This window comes from Candidatus Schekmanbacteria bacterium RIFCSPLOWO2_02_FULL_38_14, assembly GCA_001790855.1.
In the GTDB taxonomy this organism is placed as follows: Bacteria; Schekmanbacteria; GWA2-38-11; order GWA2-38-11; family GWA2-38-11; genus 2-02-FULL-38-14-A.
Genome location: MGDH01000031.1, coordinates 1 through 20905 on the forward strand (window position 1 = coordinate 1; position 20905 = coordinate 20905).

At 41.2% G+C, this 20905-nt stretch carries 20 protein-coding genes and 1 pseudogene; 2 read left to right on the top strand and 19 right to left on the bottom strand.

The features are described from left to right. From A3H37_07705 to A3H37_07785, 17 genes and pseudogenes are all read right to left on the bottom strand, one after another. A pseudogene (locus A3H37_07705) lies at positions 1-637 on the bottom strand (hypothetical protein). A 145-nt stretch (positions 638-782) separates the two neighbouring features. Beyond that, positions 783-1988, bottom strand: coding sequence for a hypothetical protein (locus tag A3H37_07710; protein ID OGL48932.1), 1206 nt, complete (start codon positions 1986-1988; stop codon positions 783-785). Positions 1989-2012: 24 nt separating this feature from the next. Further along, complete coding sequence (locus A3H37_07715) at positions 2013-4142, bottom strand: hypothetical protein (GenBank protein ID OGL48933.1); 2130 nt, start codon at positions 4140-4142, stop codon at positions 2013-2015. A gap of 114 nt (positions 4143-4256) precedes the next feature. Beyond that, positions 4257-4460, bottom strand: coding sequence for a hypothetical protein (locus A3H37_07720; protein ID OGL48934.1), 204 nt, complete (start codon positions 4458-4460; stop codon positions 4257-4259). Positions 4461-4738: 278 nt separating this feature from the next. Beyond that, complete coding sequence (locus A3H37_07725) at positions 4739-5179, bottom strand: hypothetical protein (GenBank protein OGL48954.1); 441 nt, start codon at positions 5177-5179, stop codon at positions 4739-4741. A gap of 82 nt (positions 5180-5261) precedes the next feature. Beyond that, entirely contained in the window at positions 5262-5450 is a 189-nt protein-coding gene (locus A3H37_07730; protein ID OGL48935.1) for a hypothetical protein, read from the bottom strand. Between the two features lie 427 nt (positions 5451-5877). Beyond that, entirely contained in the window at positions 5878-7662 is a 1785-nt protein-coding gene (locus tag A3H37_07735) for a hypothetical protein (GenBank protein ID OGL48955.1), read from the bottom strand. Positions 7663-7669: 7 nt separating this feature from the next. Next, complete coding sequence (locus A3H37_07740) at positions 7670-8356, bottom strand: DNA-binding response regulator (GenBank protein ID OGL48936.1); 687 nt, start codon at positions 8354-8356, stop codon at positions 7670-7672. Between the two features lie 134 nt (positions 8357-8490). After that, complete coding sequence (locus tag A3H37_07745) at positions 8491-9618, bottom strand: hypothetical protein (protein OGL48937.1); 1128 nt, start codon at positions 9616-9618, stop codon at positions 8491-8493. Between the two features lie 2 nt (positions 9619-9620). Beyond that, positions 9621-10349, bottom strand: coding sequence for an ABC transporter (locus tag A3H37_07750; protein OGL48938.1), 729 nt, complete (start codon positions 10347-10349; stop codon positions 9621-9623). 144 nt (positions 10350-10493) lie between these two features. Next, positions 10494-11171, bottom strand: coding sequence for a hypothetical protein (locus A3H37_07755; protein ID OGL48939.1), 678 nt, complete (start codon positions 11169-11171; stop codon positions 10494-10496). Next, positions 11172-11792 (bottom strand): hypothetical protein, encoded by a 621-nt coding sequence (locus A3H37_07760; GenBank protein ID OGL48940.1) that lies wholly within the window; start codon positions 11790-11792, stop codon positions 11172-11174. Then, complete coding sequence (locus tag A3H37_07765) at positions 11792-12892, bottom strand: hypothetical protein (GenBank protein OGL48941.1); 1101 nt, start codon at positions 12890-12892, stop codon at positions 11792-11794. Before A3H37_07765 ends, A3H37_07760 begins: the two co-directional genes overlap by 1 nt. A 181-nt stretch (positions 12893-13073) precedes the next feature. Then, positions 13074-14654, bottom strand: coding sequence for a hypothetical protein (locus A3H37_07770; GenBank protein ID OGL48942.1), 1581 nt, complete (start codon positions 14652-14654; stop codon positions 13074-13076). Continuing rightward, on the bottom strand, positions 14615-15820 hold the full coding sequence (locus A3H37_07775) for a hypothetical protein (protein ID OGL48943.1): 1206 nt from the start codon (positions 15818-15820) through the stop codon (positions 14615-14617). Before A3H37_07775 ends, A3H37_07770 begins: the two co-directional genes overlap by 40 nt. A gap of 25 nt (positions 15821-15845) precedes the next feature. Further along, a complete protein-coding gene (locus tag A3H37_07780; GenBank protein ID OGL48944.1) occupies positions 15846-16046 on the bottom strand; it encodes a hypothetical protein in 201 nt (66 codons plus the stop codon). A 115-nt stretch (positions 16047-16161) separates the two neighbouring features. Continuing rightward, positions 16162-16368, bottom strand: a complete 207-nt coding sequence (locus A3H37_07785; GenBank protein OGL48945.1) for a hypothetical protein — start codon at positions 16366-16368, stop codon at positions 16162-16164. Positions 16369-16712: 344 nt separating this feature from the next. Between A3H37_07785 and A3H37_07790 the strand changes: the two genes are divergently transcribed. Together A3H37_07790 and A3H37_07795 are read left to right on the top strand one after the other, a co-directional pair. Next, on the top strand, positions 16713-18392 hold the full coding sequence (locus tag A3H37_07790; GenBank protein ID OGL48946.1) for a hypothetical protein: 1680 nt from the start codon (positions 16713-16715) through the stop codon (positions 18390-18392). Positions 18393-18430: 38 nt separating this feature from the next. After that, positions 18431-18769 carry a transcriptional regulator gene (locus A3H37_07795; protein OGL48947.1) on the top strand — a complete coding sequence of 113 codons (339 nt, stop codon included), beginning with the start codon at positions 18431-18433 and terminating at the stop codon, positions 18767-18769. A gap of 33 nt (positions 18770-18802) precedes the next feature. Here the strand turns inward: A3H37_07795 and A3H37_07800 are convergent, their stop codons facing one another. Both A3H37_07800 and A3H37_07805 read right to left on the bottom strand, forming a co-directional pair. Further along, positions 18803-19609, bottom strand: coding sequence for a hypothetical protein (locus tag A3H37_07800; GenBank protein ID OGL48948.1), 807 nt, complete (start codon positions 19607-19609; stop codon positions 18803-18805). A 192-nt stretch (positions 19610-19801) separates the two neighbouring features. Further along, positions 19802-20833 carry a hypothetical protein gene (locus A3H37_07805; GenBank protein OGL48949.1) on the bottom strand — a complete coding sequence of 344 codons (1032 nt, stop codon included), beginning with the start codon at positions 20831-20833 and terminating at the stop codon, positions 19802-19804. Positions 20834-20905 lie beyond the last annotated feature (72 nt).

Below are 20905 nucleotides of genomic sequence, written 5' to 3' on the forward strand. Positions count from 1 at the left end.
CGAGCTGCACGGCACGCTTATCCGGATCTGCTGTAGGCAGCCGTACGCCGTTCATCTGTGAATTAACGTACCGGTCTGGCAGCCCTCGGACCACCGCGTATTTGTCGTCCTGTACCGTAGCGCCCGCTATCAGATTCAACGCGCTTGCCGCATCACTAACCCCCGCTTGACTTAACCATTCAGAACTGATCGAGTCCAAAAGCGCCGGGCTTTCGACACGAAGCTGCAGCAAGCCGGCTTCTGTCCCGCCGACCTGTAGGTCCTGGACAACAAACTCCTCCATCTCCGTGAACTCGCCGGACAGCGAAGCCTCCACTTCCGTCATCTTTCCCGGTGAAACCACCACATTGGCTTGCACCTGCCGGGTGTAGCCATCTTTCGAAAAAACAAGCGTGTAGCTTCTTGGCGGCACTTGACCGAAAACAAATTGGCCCTCATCCGTGGTGGTTGTTTTACCGCCCGTTTCAGCAATAGAAACCTGTGCGGCGGCAAGAGGTACGCCAAAATCCTTGTCATACACAATACCGCGAATAGAGCCTGCTTGCTGAGCCAGAGCCATCTTTGTAAAGAAAAGCATCATAACTAGAAATATACAGCTATACCACTTACGGTTATAGCCATTTACGGCTATAGCCATATGCAATAACACCGATTGTTAAAAGCACAAATATGATCATTATTGAACGCATCCCAACCCTTCTGAAAGTCAGCACACCACCCTTCTGTTGAAACCAGCAGAAGAACTGCAAGGGTGTAGAGAATAGTCAGCAGATTTTTCATATTTACCACGGGCCTCCCAATCCCTTGTTAATCTGGCGAATTCTGGTCCATAGTTCAGCGTCAGGCTCTACCCCGTGCAAGGCCATTGAGAGGCAGGTGGCGGACAAATCTTCGGCTCGCGGTCTGGAATTGGGATTTTCAACGCCTTCTTCAACGGCCCATTTATAAACCGCCAGTGCGGCCGATGTGTCGCCCATCGACTGATACGCCTCAGCAAGGGGGCGAAGCGCTCCGGCCCGGTAGATGTTCACAATCTTATCCCCTTGCGAATCAAAGAGGGCAAGGAGGGCATCCGCTTCGGTCCGCGCCTTTTGCCTATCGCTTGCCCGGAAGCGCAGTTCGACTAACTTTGATATCATAGGGATGCGGTGTTCCGGACGCCATTGGGCGCCATCCGTAAATAGCTGTGCTTCGTTAACCAGCTCAAGCGCCTTGGCTTTATCCTCATGATCCAGCGCAAACCCGGCCAGCTCCGTCAGCAGTTCAATCCGCTTAAAAATCGGTAATTTGCCCCAGGAAGTTTTCATTTTCTCTTCCACCAGCGAACGCCGCTCTGCATCGTCATAAAAACGGTTAAAGAGATTGGTGCACGCCTCCAGCGCATTCATTTGCTCGTCAAAATCATCTTCCCCGGCAATCATTGCCTTCACCTCGGCTACCTTGCCCGATTCAGAATCTATTACACCCGTTTCAAACTGATCGGCCTGCCGGGTCTGTCCCAGCAAGGTGTACGTATTGGCAATTTTCACTCTGATTTGGTCTCTGCGCCAGCCTTCGGCAGACTCGGAAATCTGAACGGCAAGATCTAAGTATTGCTGCACTTCGCCAGCGTAGCCGCGCCTGGCACAATAAAAAGCGAGGTCGGCATAACCTGCGCCACGGCGCCAGTTACCAATATTTTTAATAAGACTAAGCGCCCGCAGCGGTTGATCAAGTTCAAGAGATGCCGCAACGACCTTCTCCTGCAACAGCGACCGGTCTTTGATGTGCGGGTTAATCGGAATCGCCGAGGCCGTTTCAAAAGCGAGGTCGAGCAATTCGTTCTGATAAGCCGCAAGCGGCTTATCCGTTAGGAAGCCAACCACGCCAAACTTGTTTTGTGCAACATCATCTATTCTGTACTGCTTGCCGCAACCGGCAGTGAACAAAAACAGCATGAAACCAGCCAACAAGAGGAAAAATCTTAATTTTACTATCAGTTTATTCATTTTTTTATATTCACAATGTCCTAATTACTTTTGAACCTTCACAGGTACTTTTGTTTTTAATGTGCCTGCCTTGAAAGTAACATTTGCTTTACCTTTTTTCCCCTTGGCTGTAATCGTAAATGTGGCTTCACCATTTTCATCAGTATTAGCATTCTTTGGTGAAATCTTTATAGGACCCTGAATTATTGCCTTTACTTTTTGACCCTCAACTGGACAACCACCATTATCTGTCACTGTCACAGTTACATCACCGGCAGCCTTCCTCTTTAGTGCCAAACTGTCTGGATCCACAGCTATCAATTTAGCCTCGCCATCACAAGGAGTTCCAGTTACAGTGAATACCGCCGTGATGTTTTTGTCTGCATCCATCGTCACCTGTCCGTCTGAGGTATCCCCGCTCCATCCCTCGAAGGTTGAACCGGCGTCAGGTGTTGCTGTGAGAGTTACGGCCGTGCCTTCGTTATAAACCTCATTACAATCCTCGCCGCAGTTTATTCCAGCAGAGTCGCTGGTAACCGTGCCGCTGCCTGCACCTGTCTTGGTTACTGTAAGGGTATATGTTCCTGCGATCATGCCGTAGGCATCAGCAGCCGTCCACCCTTTCACCCAGTTTTCACTGGCGCTGAAAGCGCCGCGATACGGAGCCGGTGTGAGAAACCCGTCGGAAATAGCCGCATCGGCACTGGTAAGTGCCGCATTGGCAGGACGTGGGTCTATTTTTACAACAGGAAGGACACCCTTACCTTCTGTAGAAGTAAACAACGGGCCGCGGGTAATGCTCACAATCGGAGCGTCTGCCGAAGCAGAGCCGGGAATGACCACATTATTCTTGGCCGGATTACTGGCGCCACCAACAGTTACGCCAACCGCATCCGATTCGGTGTAGGCGGACGCGTGAAGGTTACTGAAGAACACACTGTCCGTGATTTCTGCGAGTTTGCCGGAAGTCTGAACCGTGTAGAGCGCATCAGCGTGGTTGAAGTCCCCAATCGAGCACCCGATGCAAGGATTAACATTCGAAGTAACCGTGTAATCTGTCGTCCACGTATCCGCAAACGACAGCGTGCCGTTGTAGCCGTAGCCCTGGCCGCCGTCGCCGTCGCTGTTGTCATTTTTAATAAGTCTTTCACCCAGATCCATAAAGATGCAGTTGCGATACTGAAGACGGGCGTTGTCACGCCAGGCCATTCCCTGATCCCCGTCAATCGGATTGCCAATGACGGTGGCATTATAGATCACGGACGTGGTCACTGGCTGCGCGTCAGAATCTTCCGCGCCGTCGGCTTCGAAAACGTTGTCACCCACACCGGAACCCTGTTTGGCATCGGCGCTGTAGCCCTGAACGAGAAAAATGAACTGGGCTTTGCCGCGCCAGCCTTCATCAAGGTCGAAGCTGTCGTCACCGACGTTCCAGATGCTAATATATTTCAGGTTAACCGTGCCGCCCCAGATTTCAATACCATCATCCACATTGTTCATGATCTCAACATGATCGATATCGGTTTCGCGACCGACAGCACCCAACGACAGACCGTTGAGCTCGTTGGCGAGACCGATCACTTTACCGCCGTAACGCAGCGACAGATAGCTGATCGAACCGCTGTCGTCATTGTCATCGTTACCTCCGTACAGCGCGTAATTAGCATCAGTCAAACCTTCCATTTGCTTCTCATTTAAACCCGAAGGATCCTTTGTGTTGTCACCCACCGGAAGGCCCCCGTAATGAGAAGCGGAAATTAATCCTTCACCCATAATCGTCAGATTGCCCCACTCATTGGCACCCGCATGCCACTTCCCGGTTTTAGGGTCCCCGCCGCTGGGGTGGCCAGCGTCGGCTTTCCAGGTCGCCACATCATCAGTGGAGGTCATAATTACCGGGTTGTCTTTGGTGCCGTTCACAAAGATTTTAGCGCCGCGTGCCACAGCCAAACTACCGCCGGTACCGGTAGTACTCGCGATAACCGTACCTGCCTCGATGGTCAAAGTCGCGCCTGACAGAACGTATATCTGCTTCTCCAGCCTGTACACATTGTCCGCAGTCCACGTCGTGGAAGCGGTAATATTTTTCTCTACCTTCACCGTGGCCGCACCGGCAGTGCCGGCCATGAAAAGGGCCATCATGACCCCTAATACTGTTTTTCTCATGATTTTCATCTTTAATATCCTCCTTCATTAAGTTATTGTTACTTACTACTTCTTATATAGAACTTTACAGGTTGACCATGAATCATCCTATCTTGTCGAAGGGAACCCTGTTTCTACGGTTCCTTAAGCAGCCAGACGAATTTGTCTCTCTCTACCTTTACATTCCCCTTTCACCCTTGCCTGACTTGCCTGGTAAAAAGGACAGTTCTTGTGGTTTTCCTCCACACAGTATCCATCATAACGAAACTCTAACGGATAAAGTGGTTCAGAAAAGATGGAATAGCACTCAGGAAACCCGAAGTCTTCATTCAAGAATTCACATTTCATTAAATCACCTCCTTTCGCAAATTTTTTAAGTTTAACTGGAGGTAATTTAGTAAGGCTTTATTACAGATGAATTATGGAGAGGTTAAATCCGTGTTAAATTTTTAAGCTTGTTTATTTAAACTTATACAGAAAGGTTTTGATGAGTTTGAACATGAATTCATGATTAGGATGGGTAAATCTTTCTCCTTTTTTATTTTTTCCCCACAACAAAAAGGAATAACAAGAAAGGATGATTAGCAGAAGAAGAATTAATATAAGCATCTTGGAAAGCATCATAACTATTTTATTTCTTCCTTTGCTGGAGAATGTTTTATGGCTAAAAGTCTTACAAGGGCTAAACAAAGAATTACCAATACAAGAGCAGTTATTTTTAAATAGTCTACATCCTTAAACCAGAAAATCATTACTTCTGTAAGCATTACAACTAACACGGTATCAACAATGTAGCTGACCCTAACTCGTCCTTCAGAGAAATATATCAGAGTAGTTCTCAAAACCTCTACAATTGCTAAAAGGGTAAGAACATTAATAACAATAGTTCTTGAAGCTAATTGTATGTTATTTTCAAAGAATAATTTTAAATCCAAAAAACTCCAGATAGTTCCAGCTAAAAAGGCAAGAAGTATGCTTACAATAAGGGCGCTTAAGATTACTCTGGTGACTTTTTCAAAAACATTTATTACTTCGAAATTGAAAAATCTTTTTCTTGTTAATTCCATTAATAATTCCATTAATTATGTTCCTTTTTATTAGATTTGAATCAAAGTAAAACTCTCCACTGGTAACTTACTACTAAAAAGTCTAAGCTGCCTTAAGGTCAGCAGTCAGAGCTAATCCTAAGTTTCTTATGAAGAAAGGACATACTCTGTAAGCTGCATGAATACAGAACTCTTCATAATGAAATTCTGAAAGACAGTAAGGCTCCTTCTTTGTGGACATGCTACTACATTCTGGAAGACCAAAACCCTCTTTTAAATGTGGACATTTCATTTTTAAATCACCTCCTTCCTTAAATTTTTTAAGTTTAACTGGAGGTAATTTAATATGGCTTTATTACAGGCAAATTATGGGAATGTTAAATGGATGTTAAATTTTTGCAGGTCCCTCGCTCGTCATTGCGAAGGGCTTTAGCCCTGAAGCAATCTGACCCAAAGGGTCATTACGAGAGCCGATTTATCGGCTCGTGGTAATCTCGTCTGGATTGCTTCGCTTCGCTCGCAATGACATTACTCCGCAATCTCAGTTTTATGTAAATCAATTGCTTAGAGATTGCCACGTCGCTGTCGCTCCTCGCAATGACGCTCGTTATCCCATTTTTTAACAGACCTGAAGGTCTGTTTCTACAAACTGGATTCCCGCTTTCGCGGGAATGACATTCTGATAGGAAGATTTTGAAATTTTTAGGATTTAGAATTTTTTAAACTCTTGGCAGGGTAAAAATAAACCTGCTTCCCTTATTGAGTTCACTCTCCACCCATATTTTTCCGCCGTGTGCCTCAACGATGTGCTTAACAATGGAAAGACCAAGCCCTGTTCCGCCAAGTTCCCTTGAACGGGCTTTGTCAACACGGTAGAAACGCTCAAATATCCTGTCTGTTTCGTTGGAAGGGATTCCTATTCCATCGTCTTTGACTGAAATCTCTATGAAATTACCGGAAGGCTTTGCATTGACTGAAACCTTCCCGCTTTCAGGAGTGTACTTTATTGCATTGTCAATAAGGTTATTGAAAACAAGCTCAATCTTGTTTCTGTCAACAAAAACATTCTCCGCGCCATTCTGAATGCTAACATCAACAGAGAGTTTCTTTTTTCCCATTTCCTCTCTGAAAGCAGAAATGCATCCATCAACAATCTGCTTCAATGTAACCTGAAATTTTGTAATTTGATAATCTCTTGATTCAATCTTTGCCAGCTCAAGAAGATCTGATATCAGCTTGTTCATTTTTTCAGCATTAAATTTTATTGTTTCAAGAAAATTTGCAAGAGTAACACTGTCATCTTTTGCCCCGTCAATCAGAGCCTCCGCATAACCTTTGATAGAAGTAAGAGGAGTTCTCAGCTCATGGGATACATTGGCTACGAAATCCTGCCTTACTCTTTCAAGCTTTTTTATTCCTGTTATGTCATGGAACACAAGCACAGCACCTGATAGTGAATCCTCTCCTGCTCCAAAATATGCTGACTGAACCCGAAGAATTGTCTCTTTTGAAAGGAGAGCTGTGATTTCAGCAATTCTGCCTCTTTTCTCTTTAATTGAAGATTTTATGATATCTGAAATCTCGTGGTTTCTGATTATTTCAGAATAGGACTTGCCTGTGCCTTCAGATTTTTCAATTCCCAGAATTCTTTCAAGCGCAGAATTTATGAGAATAATTTTTCCTGTCTGGTCAACAGCCATAACACCTTCAACCATGCTCGCAAGAACAGTTGAAAGCTGAGCCTTTCCCCTGCCCTCTTCTTTTATTTTAAGCTCAAGCTTTCCTGCCATCTCATTAAAAAAATCTCCTAAGTCCCCCATCTCATCCTTTGTATGGATTTTTGTCCTGTAACTTAAATCCCCTTCAGAAAATTTCTTTGAGGCTTTCATTATCTGGTCAACAGGATTTGTAATGGTTTTGGAAAAAATGAAACTTAAGGCAAGTGCAAAAAGAAATGAGCCAATAAGCGTAAAAACAATTATCCTCTGAAGATTCATAATCTGATTGTTCAGTTCAATGAATGGAAGAGCAATCCTTGCAAAACCTGTTATTTCATTTACATTCTTTATTGATGCTGCAACATAGAGCATCTCTATCTTAATAGTTTCGCTGTAACGGATACTTGAACCAACTCCTGTGTTAAGCGCATCTCTTATCTCAGGACGGTTAAGATGGTTTTCCATCTTTAAGATATCATTACCGCTCTCGTAAGAATCTCCCAGAACAACACCATTCCTGTCAATAATGGTAATTCTTGAATTGGTCTTTGCTCCAAGAGAATCAACAAGCGCATCAATCTCATTTCTCCCTTGAGTTACTAACAATTTTTCTGAAAATATCTCAGCAAGCAGATGTGCTTCTGTCTCCATTGATTTCCTGACCTGATCAGTTCCGTATTTCTTTGATGAAAGAATTATGAATGTTCCGGTTATTGAAAAAGAGACAATAAGAATAGCAAAATAAGTAAGAAAGAGTTTCCAGCGGATTTTAATTTTTATACCCATTAAAGTTTCACAGATTTTCTTTGAATTTGTAGCCAAGCTGTTTGACTGTAACTATGTGGTCTGAAATGCCAGGTAGCTTTTCCCTCAATCTCCTTATATGGACATCAATAGTTCTTGTTGTGCCGTAATAGTCATACCCCCATACGTCATTTAAAAGCTTGTCCCTTGTAAGCACTCTCTCCTTGTTTCTCAGAAGTTCTTCAAGCAGCCAGAATTCTTTTGAAGTAAGCTTAACCTGATTTTTATCAAGGAGTACCTCATGGCTTTCGAGATTCAAAGTAAGGTTTTTAAATTTATAGACCTTCTGCTTCTCTCCTCCTCTCTCAATTCTCCGTAGCAATGCCTTTACTCTTGCCACAAGCTCTTTAGGGCTGAATGGTTTTGTTATGTAATCATCAGCCCCAAGTTCAAGCCCGATAATCCTGTCAGATTCATCACCTTTTGCAGTAAGCATTATTATGGGGACGTTAGATACTTTGCTGTCACTCCTTATTCTCTTGCAAACTTCAATCCCGTCAATTTTTGGAAGCATGAGGTCAAGGATTACCACATCAGGATTCTGTTTCTTCACAAGCTCAAGCCCCTTTTCGCCATCAAAGGCTGATAGAGTCTCAAAATTATCCTTTTCAAGATAATGCTTCACAAGTTCTGCAATGTCTTTCTCGTCTTCTATTATGAGTATTTTCTTTGGCATTGATTTTTGAACTTGAGAACTCCCTGTGGTCTTGCCACAGGCTAAATTCCTTATATTTAAAAAAATACTACTAATCTAACCTTATTTTCAATGGAAAACTGATATCATTAAAAGAAATGCTCCTGCTGTTCTTTTTATTCAACTCTAAACTTGAACAGCTTCACTCCAACTAAAAGCATTATAATTCCGTAGAGGTACAAACCTCCAAGAAAGGGAAGAACATCTCCTATTTCTTTGCCCCGTATCATCAAATCAAAAAAACAGTCCATTGCCCACGCTGGCATTACAAGGTGTGAAAGTTTCTGCATCCATTTCGGTTCAATGAACAGGGGCCACCAGCACCCTCCCATTGCAGACATTATAAGAATTGTCAGAGTTCCCAAAGACCTTGCCTGCTCCCTTGATTGTGAAAGGGATGCAACAAGGACTCCTATGCTTGAAGCTGAAAATGCAACGCCAAGTATTGTAAGAAAAAGCCCTGAAAGGGAATTCCCAAGAGAGATATCAAATGCAAAATATCCGAAGGCAAAAAGAACCAGCATCTGAACCATTCCTATAACTGTTCTTGCAAGGAGTTTTCCGCCTAAGATTGAGGATTTGGATACAGGAGCTACCAAAAGTCGCTGAAAGGTGTGGTCCTCGTCTCTTTCTCTGAATATTGCCTCGGAAAACCCTACAAGCATTCCAAACATTATGAACATTATGCTGAATCCCGGCACATTCTGGTCAAAAGAACTGATATTGCCTTTAATTCCTGTAAGGTTTTCTTCCTTTATCTCAACCTGACTTAATCCAAGCTGAGGCGGAAGACTTTTGATTAAAAGCTTTATGGCAGAAGCATTTACAAAGGATTTTATTGTCATAACCTCCATCCCCTTTGCAGGGTCCGTGAGAATCCTCACTGTAAAAGGCTTGCGGTCCAAATAGCTTGTTGTAAATCCCTTTGGAATTATGATTGCGCCTGCTGCCTTGTTTTCATCCCTTACAAGCTGATAAGCCTTCTCGTACTCAACCTCTTTCAAATCAAGGGATTTATTTTCTTTCAGAACTTCTATCAAGGATTTTGAGAGGGAATCTTTGTCAAGGTCAACAAGAGGAAGAAAAATTTTTACAAAATCTCCGCTCTTTCCATAAATCCCGCCAAGAGCAAAGCCTATAACAGTAATAACTGCAATTGGAACTGCTACCATCATCAAAAGCGCAGGTCTGTCGCGGAAGAGGAGTTTAAATTCATTAAGGGAAATGAACAGAAGTTTTTTCAAACTCAATCTCTCAATTCCTTTCCTGTCAGTTTCAGAAAAAGAGCTTCAAGGTCAGTAACATCCGTACCCGAAAGCAGTTCATCCAGCGAACCCTGTGCTATGAGATTCCCTTCATCTATTATTGCAATCCTGTCGCAGAGCCTTTCAGCCTCCTCCATGTAGTGTGTGGTATAAAGAACTGTAACACCTTCATATTTTAAAAGCTCAACATTTTTAAAAATATGCTCCCTTGTCTGAGGGTCAACCCCGACTGTCGGTTCATCAAGAAAAAGGTATTTTGGGGCATTGATAATGCCGCAGGCAAGGTTAAGTCTTCTCTTCATTCCGCCTGAATAGTTTTTGACTATGTCATCCTTGCGCTCCTTGAGTCCAACAAAATCAAGAACCCCTTCGATTCTGCTTTTCAGCTCCCTGCCATTAACTCCGTACATTCTTCCAAAAAATTTTAGATTCTCCTCTCCGGTTAAAGAAGAATAAAGTGATATCTCCTGCGGTACGACACCAATTATTTTTTTTACCTCTTCCTTGCTTGCAATAACACTTCTGCCTTCAATAAAACCATCACCTGAGGTTGGTCTGATATAACCGGAAAGAATGGATATGAGAGTGGTTTTTCCTGCGCCGTTTGGACCCAAGAGCCCAAAAATCTCACCCTTGCCTATTGCAAGGTTTATCCCTTTAAGGGCTTCAATTTCACCGTATTTCTTTACGAGGTCTTTTGTTTCAATCATAATTTTTAGTGAATAGTAAGTTGTCAGCAGTCAGCTTTCAGCTATCAGTATTCAGAGGCAGAGCAAGGCTCTGCGGCTACATTTCTGAACTCATAACTGACAGGCGAGACCTGCCTACTGTCAGGCAGGCGCCTGTCCTACTATTCACTGACGACTATTCACTATAAAAAACCTTCCAATCATTTCTGCAAGAGCTTTCTCATATCCCCTGAAAAAGTGGTCCTGATTTTTGATGATGGCAATCTTTTTGGGAGGCATTACCGTCTTTGAAAAAGAATCTATTTCATCACTGCCTGCAGCAAAATCCTTTTCCCCCCAGACAAAAAGTTTTTTTAAAGGTAAGGCTGCAAGCCCTTGGAAATCATACCTGCCGAGGGGCAGGGATATGCCAGCCAAGGCTTTTATTTCTGTTTTTAAAGCAAGCTCCTCAAGGACTCTTGCCCCGAAAGAATACCCCGCCATAAATATTTTTTCCGCCTCTACAATTTTTCTTGCATTTTCAAGGACAGAAAAACTGTCCTTGAAAATCTCACTGTAATCATTGCTGCTGTCAAGCCTTTCCCAGTAATCATAAAGAGTTACTTCAGGCTCTAGCTTCTCGCTTTCCCCAACCCCCCTGTAATTGAATCTGAATACAAAAAAATTCTCCTTTGCAAGATACTCTGCAATCCCGCAAAGCACATTGTTCATCATATCACCGCCAAGCTTTGGATGGGGAGAAAAAAGGATTAGCAGGTTCTCGCTGCTTCCTTTTTCATTATAGTCAAGAATCCCTTCAAGGGTTAAACCAGAGGATGAAAATTTTATCTTTTCAGAAAACATCTAATTGTCTTTCTTATTCGCTTCTACATTTCTTAAAACATCATTTTTCATCCCCACCATATCAAACTTTATAACCATCTTGTCCTTAACCCTCAAAAAAAGAAATGAAGTTGGTTTTACCTTGAAATCTTTTAAAGAAATCTCTTTTTGTCCAATAATATGAATTCTTCCGTCAACCGTCATCACATCAACCGGAATTCCAACCTCTTTTTTTGTTCCGTGAATTTCCAAATCCCCGGTTATTTCAAGCCTTGCTTTTGATTTGTCCTTAGAAACGTAAGATGGCTTTGCGCTTTTGAGAAAAAAAGTTATAAAAAAATACTTTCCTTCCTCCATATCTCCCATCATGTACTCATCTCTTTTCTGGTGGTTTGTTGTCATGGATTTTACCTTGATTTTCAAAGAACCCTTTCCTGTCTCTGCAATATGCTCTATATCTCCCTCTGCAAAACCATCAAATTCCTTTGCAATTCCGTCAAAATCGTGGAGTGTTGATTGCATAAAAAATGTAATCCTGCTCTGTTCAGGAATAAAATCAAAACGCTGTATCTCGCAATACGTATATGGAATAGCAGGATAAAATAAAAAGAACAAAATAAGAAAATATTTTATTTTTCTCATCAGTAAAGCCCTTCCCTTAAAACCTGTTTAAGCTCTGATAAAGGCGCAGGGTCTTTAACTCCGTCAAGATAAAAGCCAAGTTGCTTCCATTCCTTCAGAGCCTCTACCCTTTTACCCTCGTCCCGTTCAATCAGATTTGGAATGAAAAAGGATTTATCAAGGCGATGAAACATCACCTGTCCTCTTTCACCGATTTCAGCATCCATAGCTATCCGTTTATTATCATTACAATTTGCTTTTTTTTCAATAATTTTTATAACAAGCCTTGGACCCGGCGGATAATAGCTTATTGTGTGGTCTTTTGAAGGAGAAAGTTCAAGTGTAAGACCAAAAAGAGTGTTGCCATAACCCGGTATAATGACAGAATATGGATAAAGTTTTTTTATTTTTTGATAATCCTCTGCTGTTAAAACCATACCGCCAAGGTGAATCCCTTTTATTTTCTCTCTTTTAAAAAAAGAAAGCCTTTCCCCGACTTCAATTGCAATAACAGGAGTTGTGAAAAGCACACCAATCTCCTGAACACTGAAAATCCTCTCAGCCTGCTCCAGAACATGCTCCTTGTATCTCTCAAAGCCTGAAGAACCCTTTTCCATTTTCTTTATCCATCTCGGGTCAAAATCAACACTGAAAGGTTCCATTGATGAAAAAGAGCGCGCCATAGCCTGAGCTGATTTGAATATTATGTGCGGTCCTGAGGGACCAATAAAAGCCCAGTTCAATTCAACAGGAAACCTTCTCTTCCCTGCAACAAACCTGAAAAACTCCACAAAGGCATGCTGAAATTCAGCCTCAAGGTAGGCAGTAGTTTTGATTTTTCCTGTTGTTCCGCCTGTTTCACAGATTACAAGATTTTTTTTCTTTTTAAGAAAAGTTTTTGGCAGGAATTCTTCAATTGGAAGGTTGACCAGATCCTCCTCTTTCATTGGACCAAGGAGTTTCAGGTCACCTATGGATCTGATTTCATCCAGTACAGAAATCCCCAGTTCTTTTTCTTTTTTTAACCAGTATGGTGTTCCTGATTTTTTGTCAAAGTGAACTTTAAGAATCTCTCTTAACCACTCATCCTGATTTTTCCTAAACCAAGGTGCTTTTAGCATATTAAGTCACTTGTTTATAGTGAACAGTAGGACAGGCGCCTGCCTGACAGTAGGCAGGTCTCGCCTGTCAGTTCGGAGTTCAGAGTAGTGAGTAGCCGCAGAGCCTTGCTCTGCCTCTGAATACTGATAGCTGAAAGCTGACTGCTGACAGCTTGCTATTCACTAAATACTATTCACTCTCTTAAAACTCAAAACTCTTAAAAAATTCATCAAACACAGGAGCAAGGGAAAGTGCCTTCCCTATATTCCCCTCTATCTCAACCCTTCTTTGAAAAAATGCCTCCTGAGGTTTTATTTTTCTCTCAATCAGCTCTTCAAGGCTTTTTGAAGTCAGTACGAATTTGAAGTCTGTCTGAAAACCATTCTCCTGTGATATCTTCTTTAATACGCCATTCTCTATCAGCAAAAAAACATTCTTGTTCAAATCAGAAAGTTTAATTGAAAACCGGCTGTTTAAGGTTTTGAGGTTAGGAATGATGCTCCCCCCAACTCTTTTTTCAAGGCTTTTGAAGAAAATTGAATAAACAGGTTCCTTGCAAGGCTCTTTTTTCTCACCAAAATCCACACCAACAGCGTAATCTATTACCCTGAGATAATATTCCTTGTCAAGCTCAGGGAAAGAAAGTCCGGATGATGCAAGAATCCCTGAAGTCTGCGAAGATTCAAATTCAGGTTCTCTTTCAAAATAAGGTCCATAGATTTTTATTGAATCATTTATTATCCTCTCAAACCTGTTTGGTTTTCCTGATTCATAGTCATCCTTTGAAACAAGAGTTATCCCTTTTACTCCTATGCCGGGATGGAGTTCACTGTTAAGCCATGAAAATGCAGGAGGAGACGGATTGGTAAGATGGAAGGTATTTATTCCTTGGCATTCCCTTTCAGCAATTACGCATATTGCCTTCCCTACAAAATCAACAGGCACAATGTTCTTTTTCGCATCAGGGTTTACTGCTATCCTGAATGGAAGGACAAGATAATTATTTTCCTCTCTTATCCCCAGTTTCTCAAGTTCTGAATCTTTTCTCCTGATTCTTTCCTCAAGTTTTTTTCTTACAGAATAAAGTACTTTGAAATATATATACAAGGCATTAAAATTTGTTGTCCTTCCGGACGCATAATCACCCATTATTATTCCCGGCCTGAAAAAATTTCCGGGAATTTTCTCTTTCTCAAGAAATTTTCTTGCAATAACCTCTGATTCATATTTTGTCTTTTCATAAATATTATTAAAGCCCTGCCCTACATCCAGATCCTTTTCACAGAACCTGCCTTTAAAGTCTCCTGCAACATATGCCGTGCTTACAAAATGGAATACTTTTGCTTTTATCCCTGATGCAAAATCCAAGATGTTTTTCGTGCCTTCTACATTTGCGCTTTCAAGAAGCTCTGAAGCTGCGGGACTGAAACTGGTGCAGGCTGCGCAGTGAAGCACCTCAATCTCCTTTCCTTTAAATAATTTTAAATCTTTCTCTTCAAGACCAAGCCCTTTAAACTCAACATCTCCTTCAAGGACTTTTAATCTTTCTTCTAAGAACTTATCAGGGTTTCCCATCCCCCAGAAACGAAGCGCCTCAAAAACCCTCTCGCTGCTTTTTACGCCATCCCTTGTCCTTGCAAGGAGATAAAGGGTGTGTCCTCTTTTGAGAAGTTCTGTCGCGACATAACTTCCTAAAAGTCCTGTAGCTCCTGTCAGAAAAATATTTTTACCCATAATTTTTTCTACTCGTTTAGATAGCAGATTTTTGCGCTTTCCATCCAAGCCGTTACCTGCTTCCTGTAATGCTCCTCTGATAAATCCTCTCTGATAATTCTGTCAAGGATTCTCTCCATGTTCTCAATATACTGGTTGAGAAGTTTTTTATCATATTTTAAAACCTCTCCTGCTTTTTTGTGACAGAAATCGCACTCCTCACACCCTTTCTCGCAAGGGAATCCTTTTTCAAAAAACTCCATAAATCCATTCAAATCTTTCTCATCAAGATATACCTCCAGCGCTTCAAGCTTCTCTATAGATGACTTTTTTCTGAAAGCAAGGTGATGGGGCCAGCCAAGAAGCGGTAAAAGGTTCCCGTCATATTTCCCTTTCAGATATGCCTCTCCGAGAGCAAGAAGTTCTTCCCTCTTTGAACCCCTTCCTGCAAGTTTTATCCAGTCAATCCCCGCATCATCAAGATATTTTATATCCCTTGGCGCAAACCACGGAGATGCCAAGAATTCACCGGGGTTTTTTAGTTTTTCAAGAGTGCACCTCAAGAGACTGTATTGGTTATATATCATTTCTTCCTTCTTATCTCCCCTCTGGCTTCCGTGCCCTGTATTGTTGTAATGATAATACTCAAGGTGGCAGGAAATTATGCAGGTATGATTTGCAATGACTTCAATCTCTCCTTTTAAAGAGTTTCTCATCCTTTTAAGCAAAGAAAGATTTCTGTTAACATCAGGGTCAATTACTATCCTTTGTACTCCCATCTCCTCAAATCTTCTTGCAGCCCTTATATCAGAAATATAACAGAGAGATGATGCAACAATTTCAATGTGCGGATGCCGTTCTCTGATAATTTCAATAAGAAGCGGTATAGTAACAACTATAGAATCAATTCCAATTTCTGCAATACCATCAAGAAAATCAAGAATCTCCTTCCTCCCTTTTGCAGAGTATTCAATGTTGCCAAGGCATGGAGCATTTGCAAGGTAGCTGAATTTTATTCCGAATGAATGGGCTTTTTTTATGTGGTCTTTGAACTGCTTTTTTGTAGGCGCAGGCAGATACTTTGAAGGTCTTGCAGAACCAAGAATTGAAGTCTGGAATGAACCGTATACTTCCCTTATCTCTCTTTTAGTGTCTGAATATTTTGTATTTAACTTATCAAGTTCCTCAAGATAGGAACTCTCAAAAGTTGTTGGAAGCGTTATTTTAATTCTCAAACTCCTGTTTTGTCTTTAATAAATTCTATTCTGTAATCATTTTATTAAGAGCCTTTAGCAGGGTATCAACATCAACTCCGTCAGCCCTTGCTGTTTTTTCAATGCTATTACCGCCACCACAGCAGGCATCAACTTTGAGCTCATTAAAGATTCTTACTGTTTTTGGATACTTCTTTATTACATCATTTATTACCATATCCTTTGAGATAAGTGGTTCTGCTTCCATTTTACTTCTCCTTATAAATAGTTTGTATTCCTTTTTTTCAAATCAAATCATTTTAAACCTTACCAAAATTTCCATGCTTTTGCCACCAATTTATCAAGCATCTGTGCAATTATTTCTAAGAATTAATTGCCGCATTTATTTCTTCAACCATTTTATTCACATCTGCATTGTGCATAGCAGCCCCAAATGTAAGAGATTCCATATTGATTCCGGGACAGGTAAAACATCCATTCCCAAAATATTTCTGAATAACCTCCTTTGCCTTGGGATAATTTTTAATAATATCCCCAATAAGGCTTTCCTTGTTTACTGTTCCAGCCATTGTTATTCCCTCCTATTTCATAAATTTTCGTTATCAGTCATAAGTTATAGGTTATTAGTTCTGTTATCTATATAGTCATTTCTTGAAAATCCCTCTATGATTTAAATCATAATAAAGTAAAATTCCAAAAGCCTATAGCCATTCTGCATATAAATTAACCCTTTTATCATAACCCTTGCACAAAGTTTATGCACCTGCGGATTCTATATAATTTTTTATTTTTTTAAAAGTTAAAAATAAAAACCTTTTTATTCAAAGAGTTAAACTGAATAAAAACATTTAGTGAATTTTTGGCATAACTATTGCTTTAAGTAAAACTAAGTTTTACTCAGGATGAAACTTTTATGAAAAAGATTTTAGTCATTACATTAATATTCAGTCTGGTTCTCTTTTTACCATTCCGCTCAGGCGCTCAGGACCAGCCTGAGAAAAGTCCTGTTACACAGGAACAGTTCTCAAAGCTTGCATCAATAGCTGCAATAATGTGGTGGGCAATATGTTTTGCCCTGATATTTTTTATGCAGTCAGGGTTCCTCCTTCTTGAAGCTGGCTCTGTAAGGGCAAAGAATGCTGCAAATGTTGCCACAAAGGTAATGGTTCACATTGGCATAGCAGTAATAACTTTTTACTCTATTGGGTTTGCGATTAAATCTTTTGGCTGGCCATGGTGTTTTATCCTTAAATGGAAAGGAAAGATCCTTTCAGACAGCACTATATGGGTTGGCACCCTTGCAGAAGTTCCGGGAGACTATATCACAGGATTTTCCGGGTGGCTCAATAATGCATACTCCTACATGCCCTGGTCATTCAATCCTGCTCCTGATGTTTATATATGGGCTTTCTTTGGCTCCCTTCTTTTTTGCATAACATCAATGGCAATTCCGGGGACTGTTTTTTCAGAAAGATTTTCTTTTAAAGGCTATATCCTTTTTGCTTTTATTTATAGTGGAATAATTTACCCTGTTTTTGGCTGGCTTATCTGGGGAGGACTTGCAGGTAGCCCGATTCTTGACCCCAATTCATCTCTGCTCAGATTAGTGGACAGGTTTTTCACTCCTTCAGTTGAATCAGAGCTTGGGAAAAAGCTTCTTGGATACGGAATGTCTGCTGATGGAAGTAGTAAGCATTTTTATGCCCCTTACACAGACTATGCAGGTTCAACAGGTGTCCATTCCCTTGGAGGTCTGATAGGGCTTATGGGCGCATTATACATTGGTCCAAGAATAGGTAAGTTTAAAAAAGATGGCGGAGCGGTTGCAATCCCTTCCCACAATGTTCCAATGGCTGTTTTTGGCGCACTCCTTTTAGCTTTTTGCTGGTTCGGGTTTAATGGCGGCTCTGTGATAGCAAACTATTTTAATAATAGCCTCTATGGAAAAGGTGCAGGCTCGCGCGGGCTTTACCTCGCTGATTACATCTACAGTGACCTATGGTGGGTAATAGTTGTAACAGTGATGGCTGGTGGTGGCGGGATTCTTGGTTCTCTTCTTTCTTCGCTAAAACTTTCAGGCAAAGCTGATCCTCTTATTATTGCCAATGGGCTTCTCGGAGCGCTTGTCGGAGTTTGTAGCGGAGTTGGATTTGTCCACCCGTTTTTTGGGTTTATCATTGGGTTTGTATGCGGCTTCCAGTTCCCTTACAGTCTTCGTTTTGTTGAAAGAACTCTCAGAATAGATGATGCTATTGGCACAATCCCCTGCCATGCTGTTTCAGGTATAATTGGAAGTATTATGGCAGGAATATGGGGGCAAGGATTCTGGTGGGGAATCATCCCTATCAGATGGGTCCATCCCGGAGGGGAAATGATAGGAGGTTCCTTTATCCCGACATTTCCAATTCAGCTAATTGGAGTCTTAATCCTATTTTTGTGGGCACTACCAGCGGGATATTTGACTTTTCTTTTAATAGATAAAGTTACAGGCTGCAGGGTTTCTGCTGAAACTGAAGAAATGGGACTTGATATATCTGAACACGGTCTTGAGGCTTATCCAAGATCTCCTGAGGGGAGCTCTGTGAGTTTTTAAAATTTTTAACTGATCTACGACTACAACATTATTCAGTTATGAAAAAAATTGAAGCGATTATAAAACCCTTTAAACTTGATGATGTAAGGGAAAAACTTGCAAGTCTTGGCGTACAGGGAATGACTGTAACTGAAGTAAAGGGATTTGGGAGGCAGAAAGGGCACGCAGAACTCTACAGAGGAGCAGAATATGTGGTTGATTTTCTCCCAAAGATAAAGATTGAAGTTGTGGTAAAAGACAATATGCTTGATGAAGTTATAGAGGCAATTCTTGAAACTGCCAGGACAGGAAAGATAGGTGATGGCAAGGTCTTTGTAGTTGATGTTGAAGAAACAGTGAGGATAAGAACAGGCGAAAGAGGAGAAGAAGCAGTCTGATTAAATAAAAACCCTCCATTCCGTATTTCAATTTTACATTGGTATCTCTGGCTCAATCACAACCCTGCTGATATTTGCTTCATTGAAGCCTTTTGGAGGGAATTCATTTTTAAAGAAAATAGTATTCCCCTTTCTGACCAGAGGGACCGGCATTGCAGGGTTTTGTAATAGAAAGGTATATCTCTGGCATTCCTTTCTGCATGGATATATACCAACCTGCTCAAGTTTTTCAGGTATATCGCAGGAGTTTGCGAGGCAGAATCTTGTGGTTGAGACATAGGCAAAGGGAAGATAGAGAGAAACCGTGATTCCATTGGACAGGAAATTGAAATTTATATCCTGCAAAACATTGTCAAATTCAACCCTTTCAATCCTGTTTTCTTTAAGAAACCCTACAAACTCCGGAACATCAAGATTTACGCTCTGGTAATACTCAACAGTATCTTTTGGAAGATGATTTATTACTGCCATCAGCCTTGGTCCCCGTTTCATCTTATTAAGCATTCTTCCCATTACAGGCACTAATTCTTTATACTCTCTCCTCAAAAGCCTTAACACTCCCCAGTCATTGAACACGACTTCAATCTTTTTTTCTCCAAGCTCAAGTTCAGACACTCTTTTAAGAAGAGGGATAAGCCTTTTGATGCCTTTATTTGTGACAAACGGAGTAACCAGAGTAAAATCTGCATTCCTTTTGATGACAAAATCAATAGCAGCATCCAGTTTATCAGTGCATGGAATAAGCTCTTCGCAAAACTCATTCCCGAAATAGAGGCGTGTAAAGGTATTATCAAAATATTTAAGATTATCTGTTTTTGATATAAAAACTGCAAATTCCATATCAGTATTTTACATTTCATTAAATATCCTGCACTAAGTTACTCATCGCACATATTTAGAGGCAGAGCAAGGCTCTGCAGCTACCTTTAACCCTTGACCCTGACTTCCTTGACCATGGAGAACTCACTACTCTGAACTCATAACTGACAGGCGAGACGCCTGTCCTACTGGTCACGAACCACGAGTAACGAGTCACGGTTCATTATTCACTTCTTCTTCAAATCCAACATCCGGATAATAACACATATGGTAGCGGCACGGACGCTTATAGGTTCTGTTATAGAGTTCCTTCATTTTCACTTTGAGCTCATTCCTTTTTGCACCGCTATTTTCAATCATCTCTTTCACGCTCTTTAAAAAGCCTATGTCCATAATCTTTTTTTCAGTCGGATTTCCCCTGCCGACAATCTTGATGCTGTCAAGTCCGATTTCTCCAAAATCAATCACAGCACACACACCGCAGGGAGAATCATCAATGTGACACTTACTCCATATATGCTGTCTTTTTATGGCTGTCTCCTGTTTAAGAACATCATCAGCCTCCATTGAACTGTTCCCGCCGGGCAGTACTGAAACCTGATATGGCAGCATACAGGCATTTCTGAAAAGCAGTTTATTTGAAGAACCCCCAAGCCCGTGCTGAAAGGTGCAGAAGCCATCAACATTCACACATCTGGAATTCAGAATAAATGCCTCAAGTTCAATATCAGGAGATTTTTTTCTCAGCTCCCTTATCTCTTCAGTTGTCAGATGCCTTGGAAGAATCACCCTTGATGCTCCAAAGTCTTTGTAAAATTCTATTGTCTCTGAATTAAATGCTGTACCCCCTGTGCTTATATGGATTTTTATTCCAAAATCATTTTTTCTCATAAAAAGAAGAAGGGCTAAATCTGCAACAATAAGAGCATCAGCACCAGAAGCAACTACCTTCCTGATAAATTCTGTGATTAATGGATATTGCTTCTCTGTATAGTAGTGTTCGTTTAATGTGAGATAGACCGGAACATTTCTCTCATGAGCAATATTGACAACCTCTCTTAACTCTTCAAAGCTTTTGAGGTGTGAGCCTTTTGGTCTTCTGTCAATTGATGCAGGGAAATATTTTTCATTCCATTCCTCTGGAATCAACCCGCAATAAAACTCATCAGCCCCTGCCTCTATAAGTTTTTCTGCTTCACCCGGGGCATCAATTGGTGAAAGAATTTTAATATTATTTAAGCGCATAATTTTTTCTTATTAAATTAGATTCCTCTTTTGTCAAGTCTTAAAAAACTCAGCATGACAGCCGAGACCTGC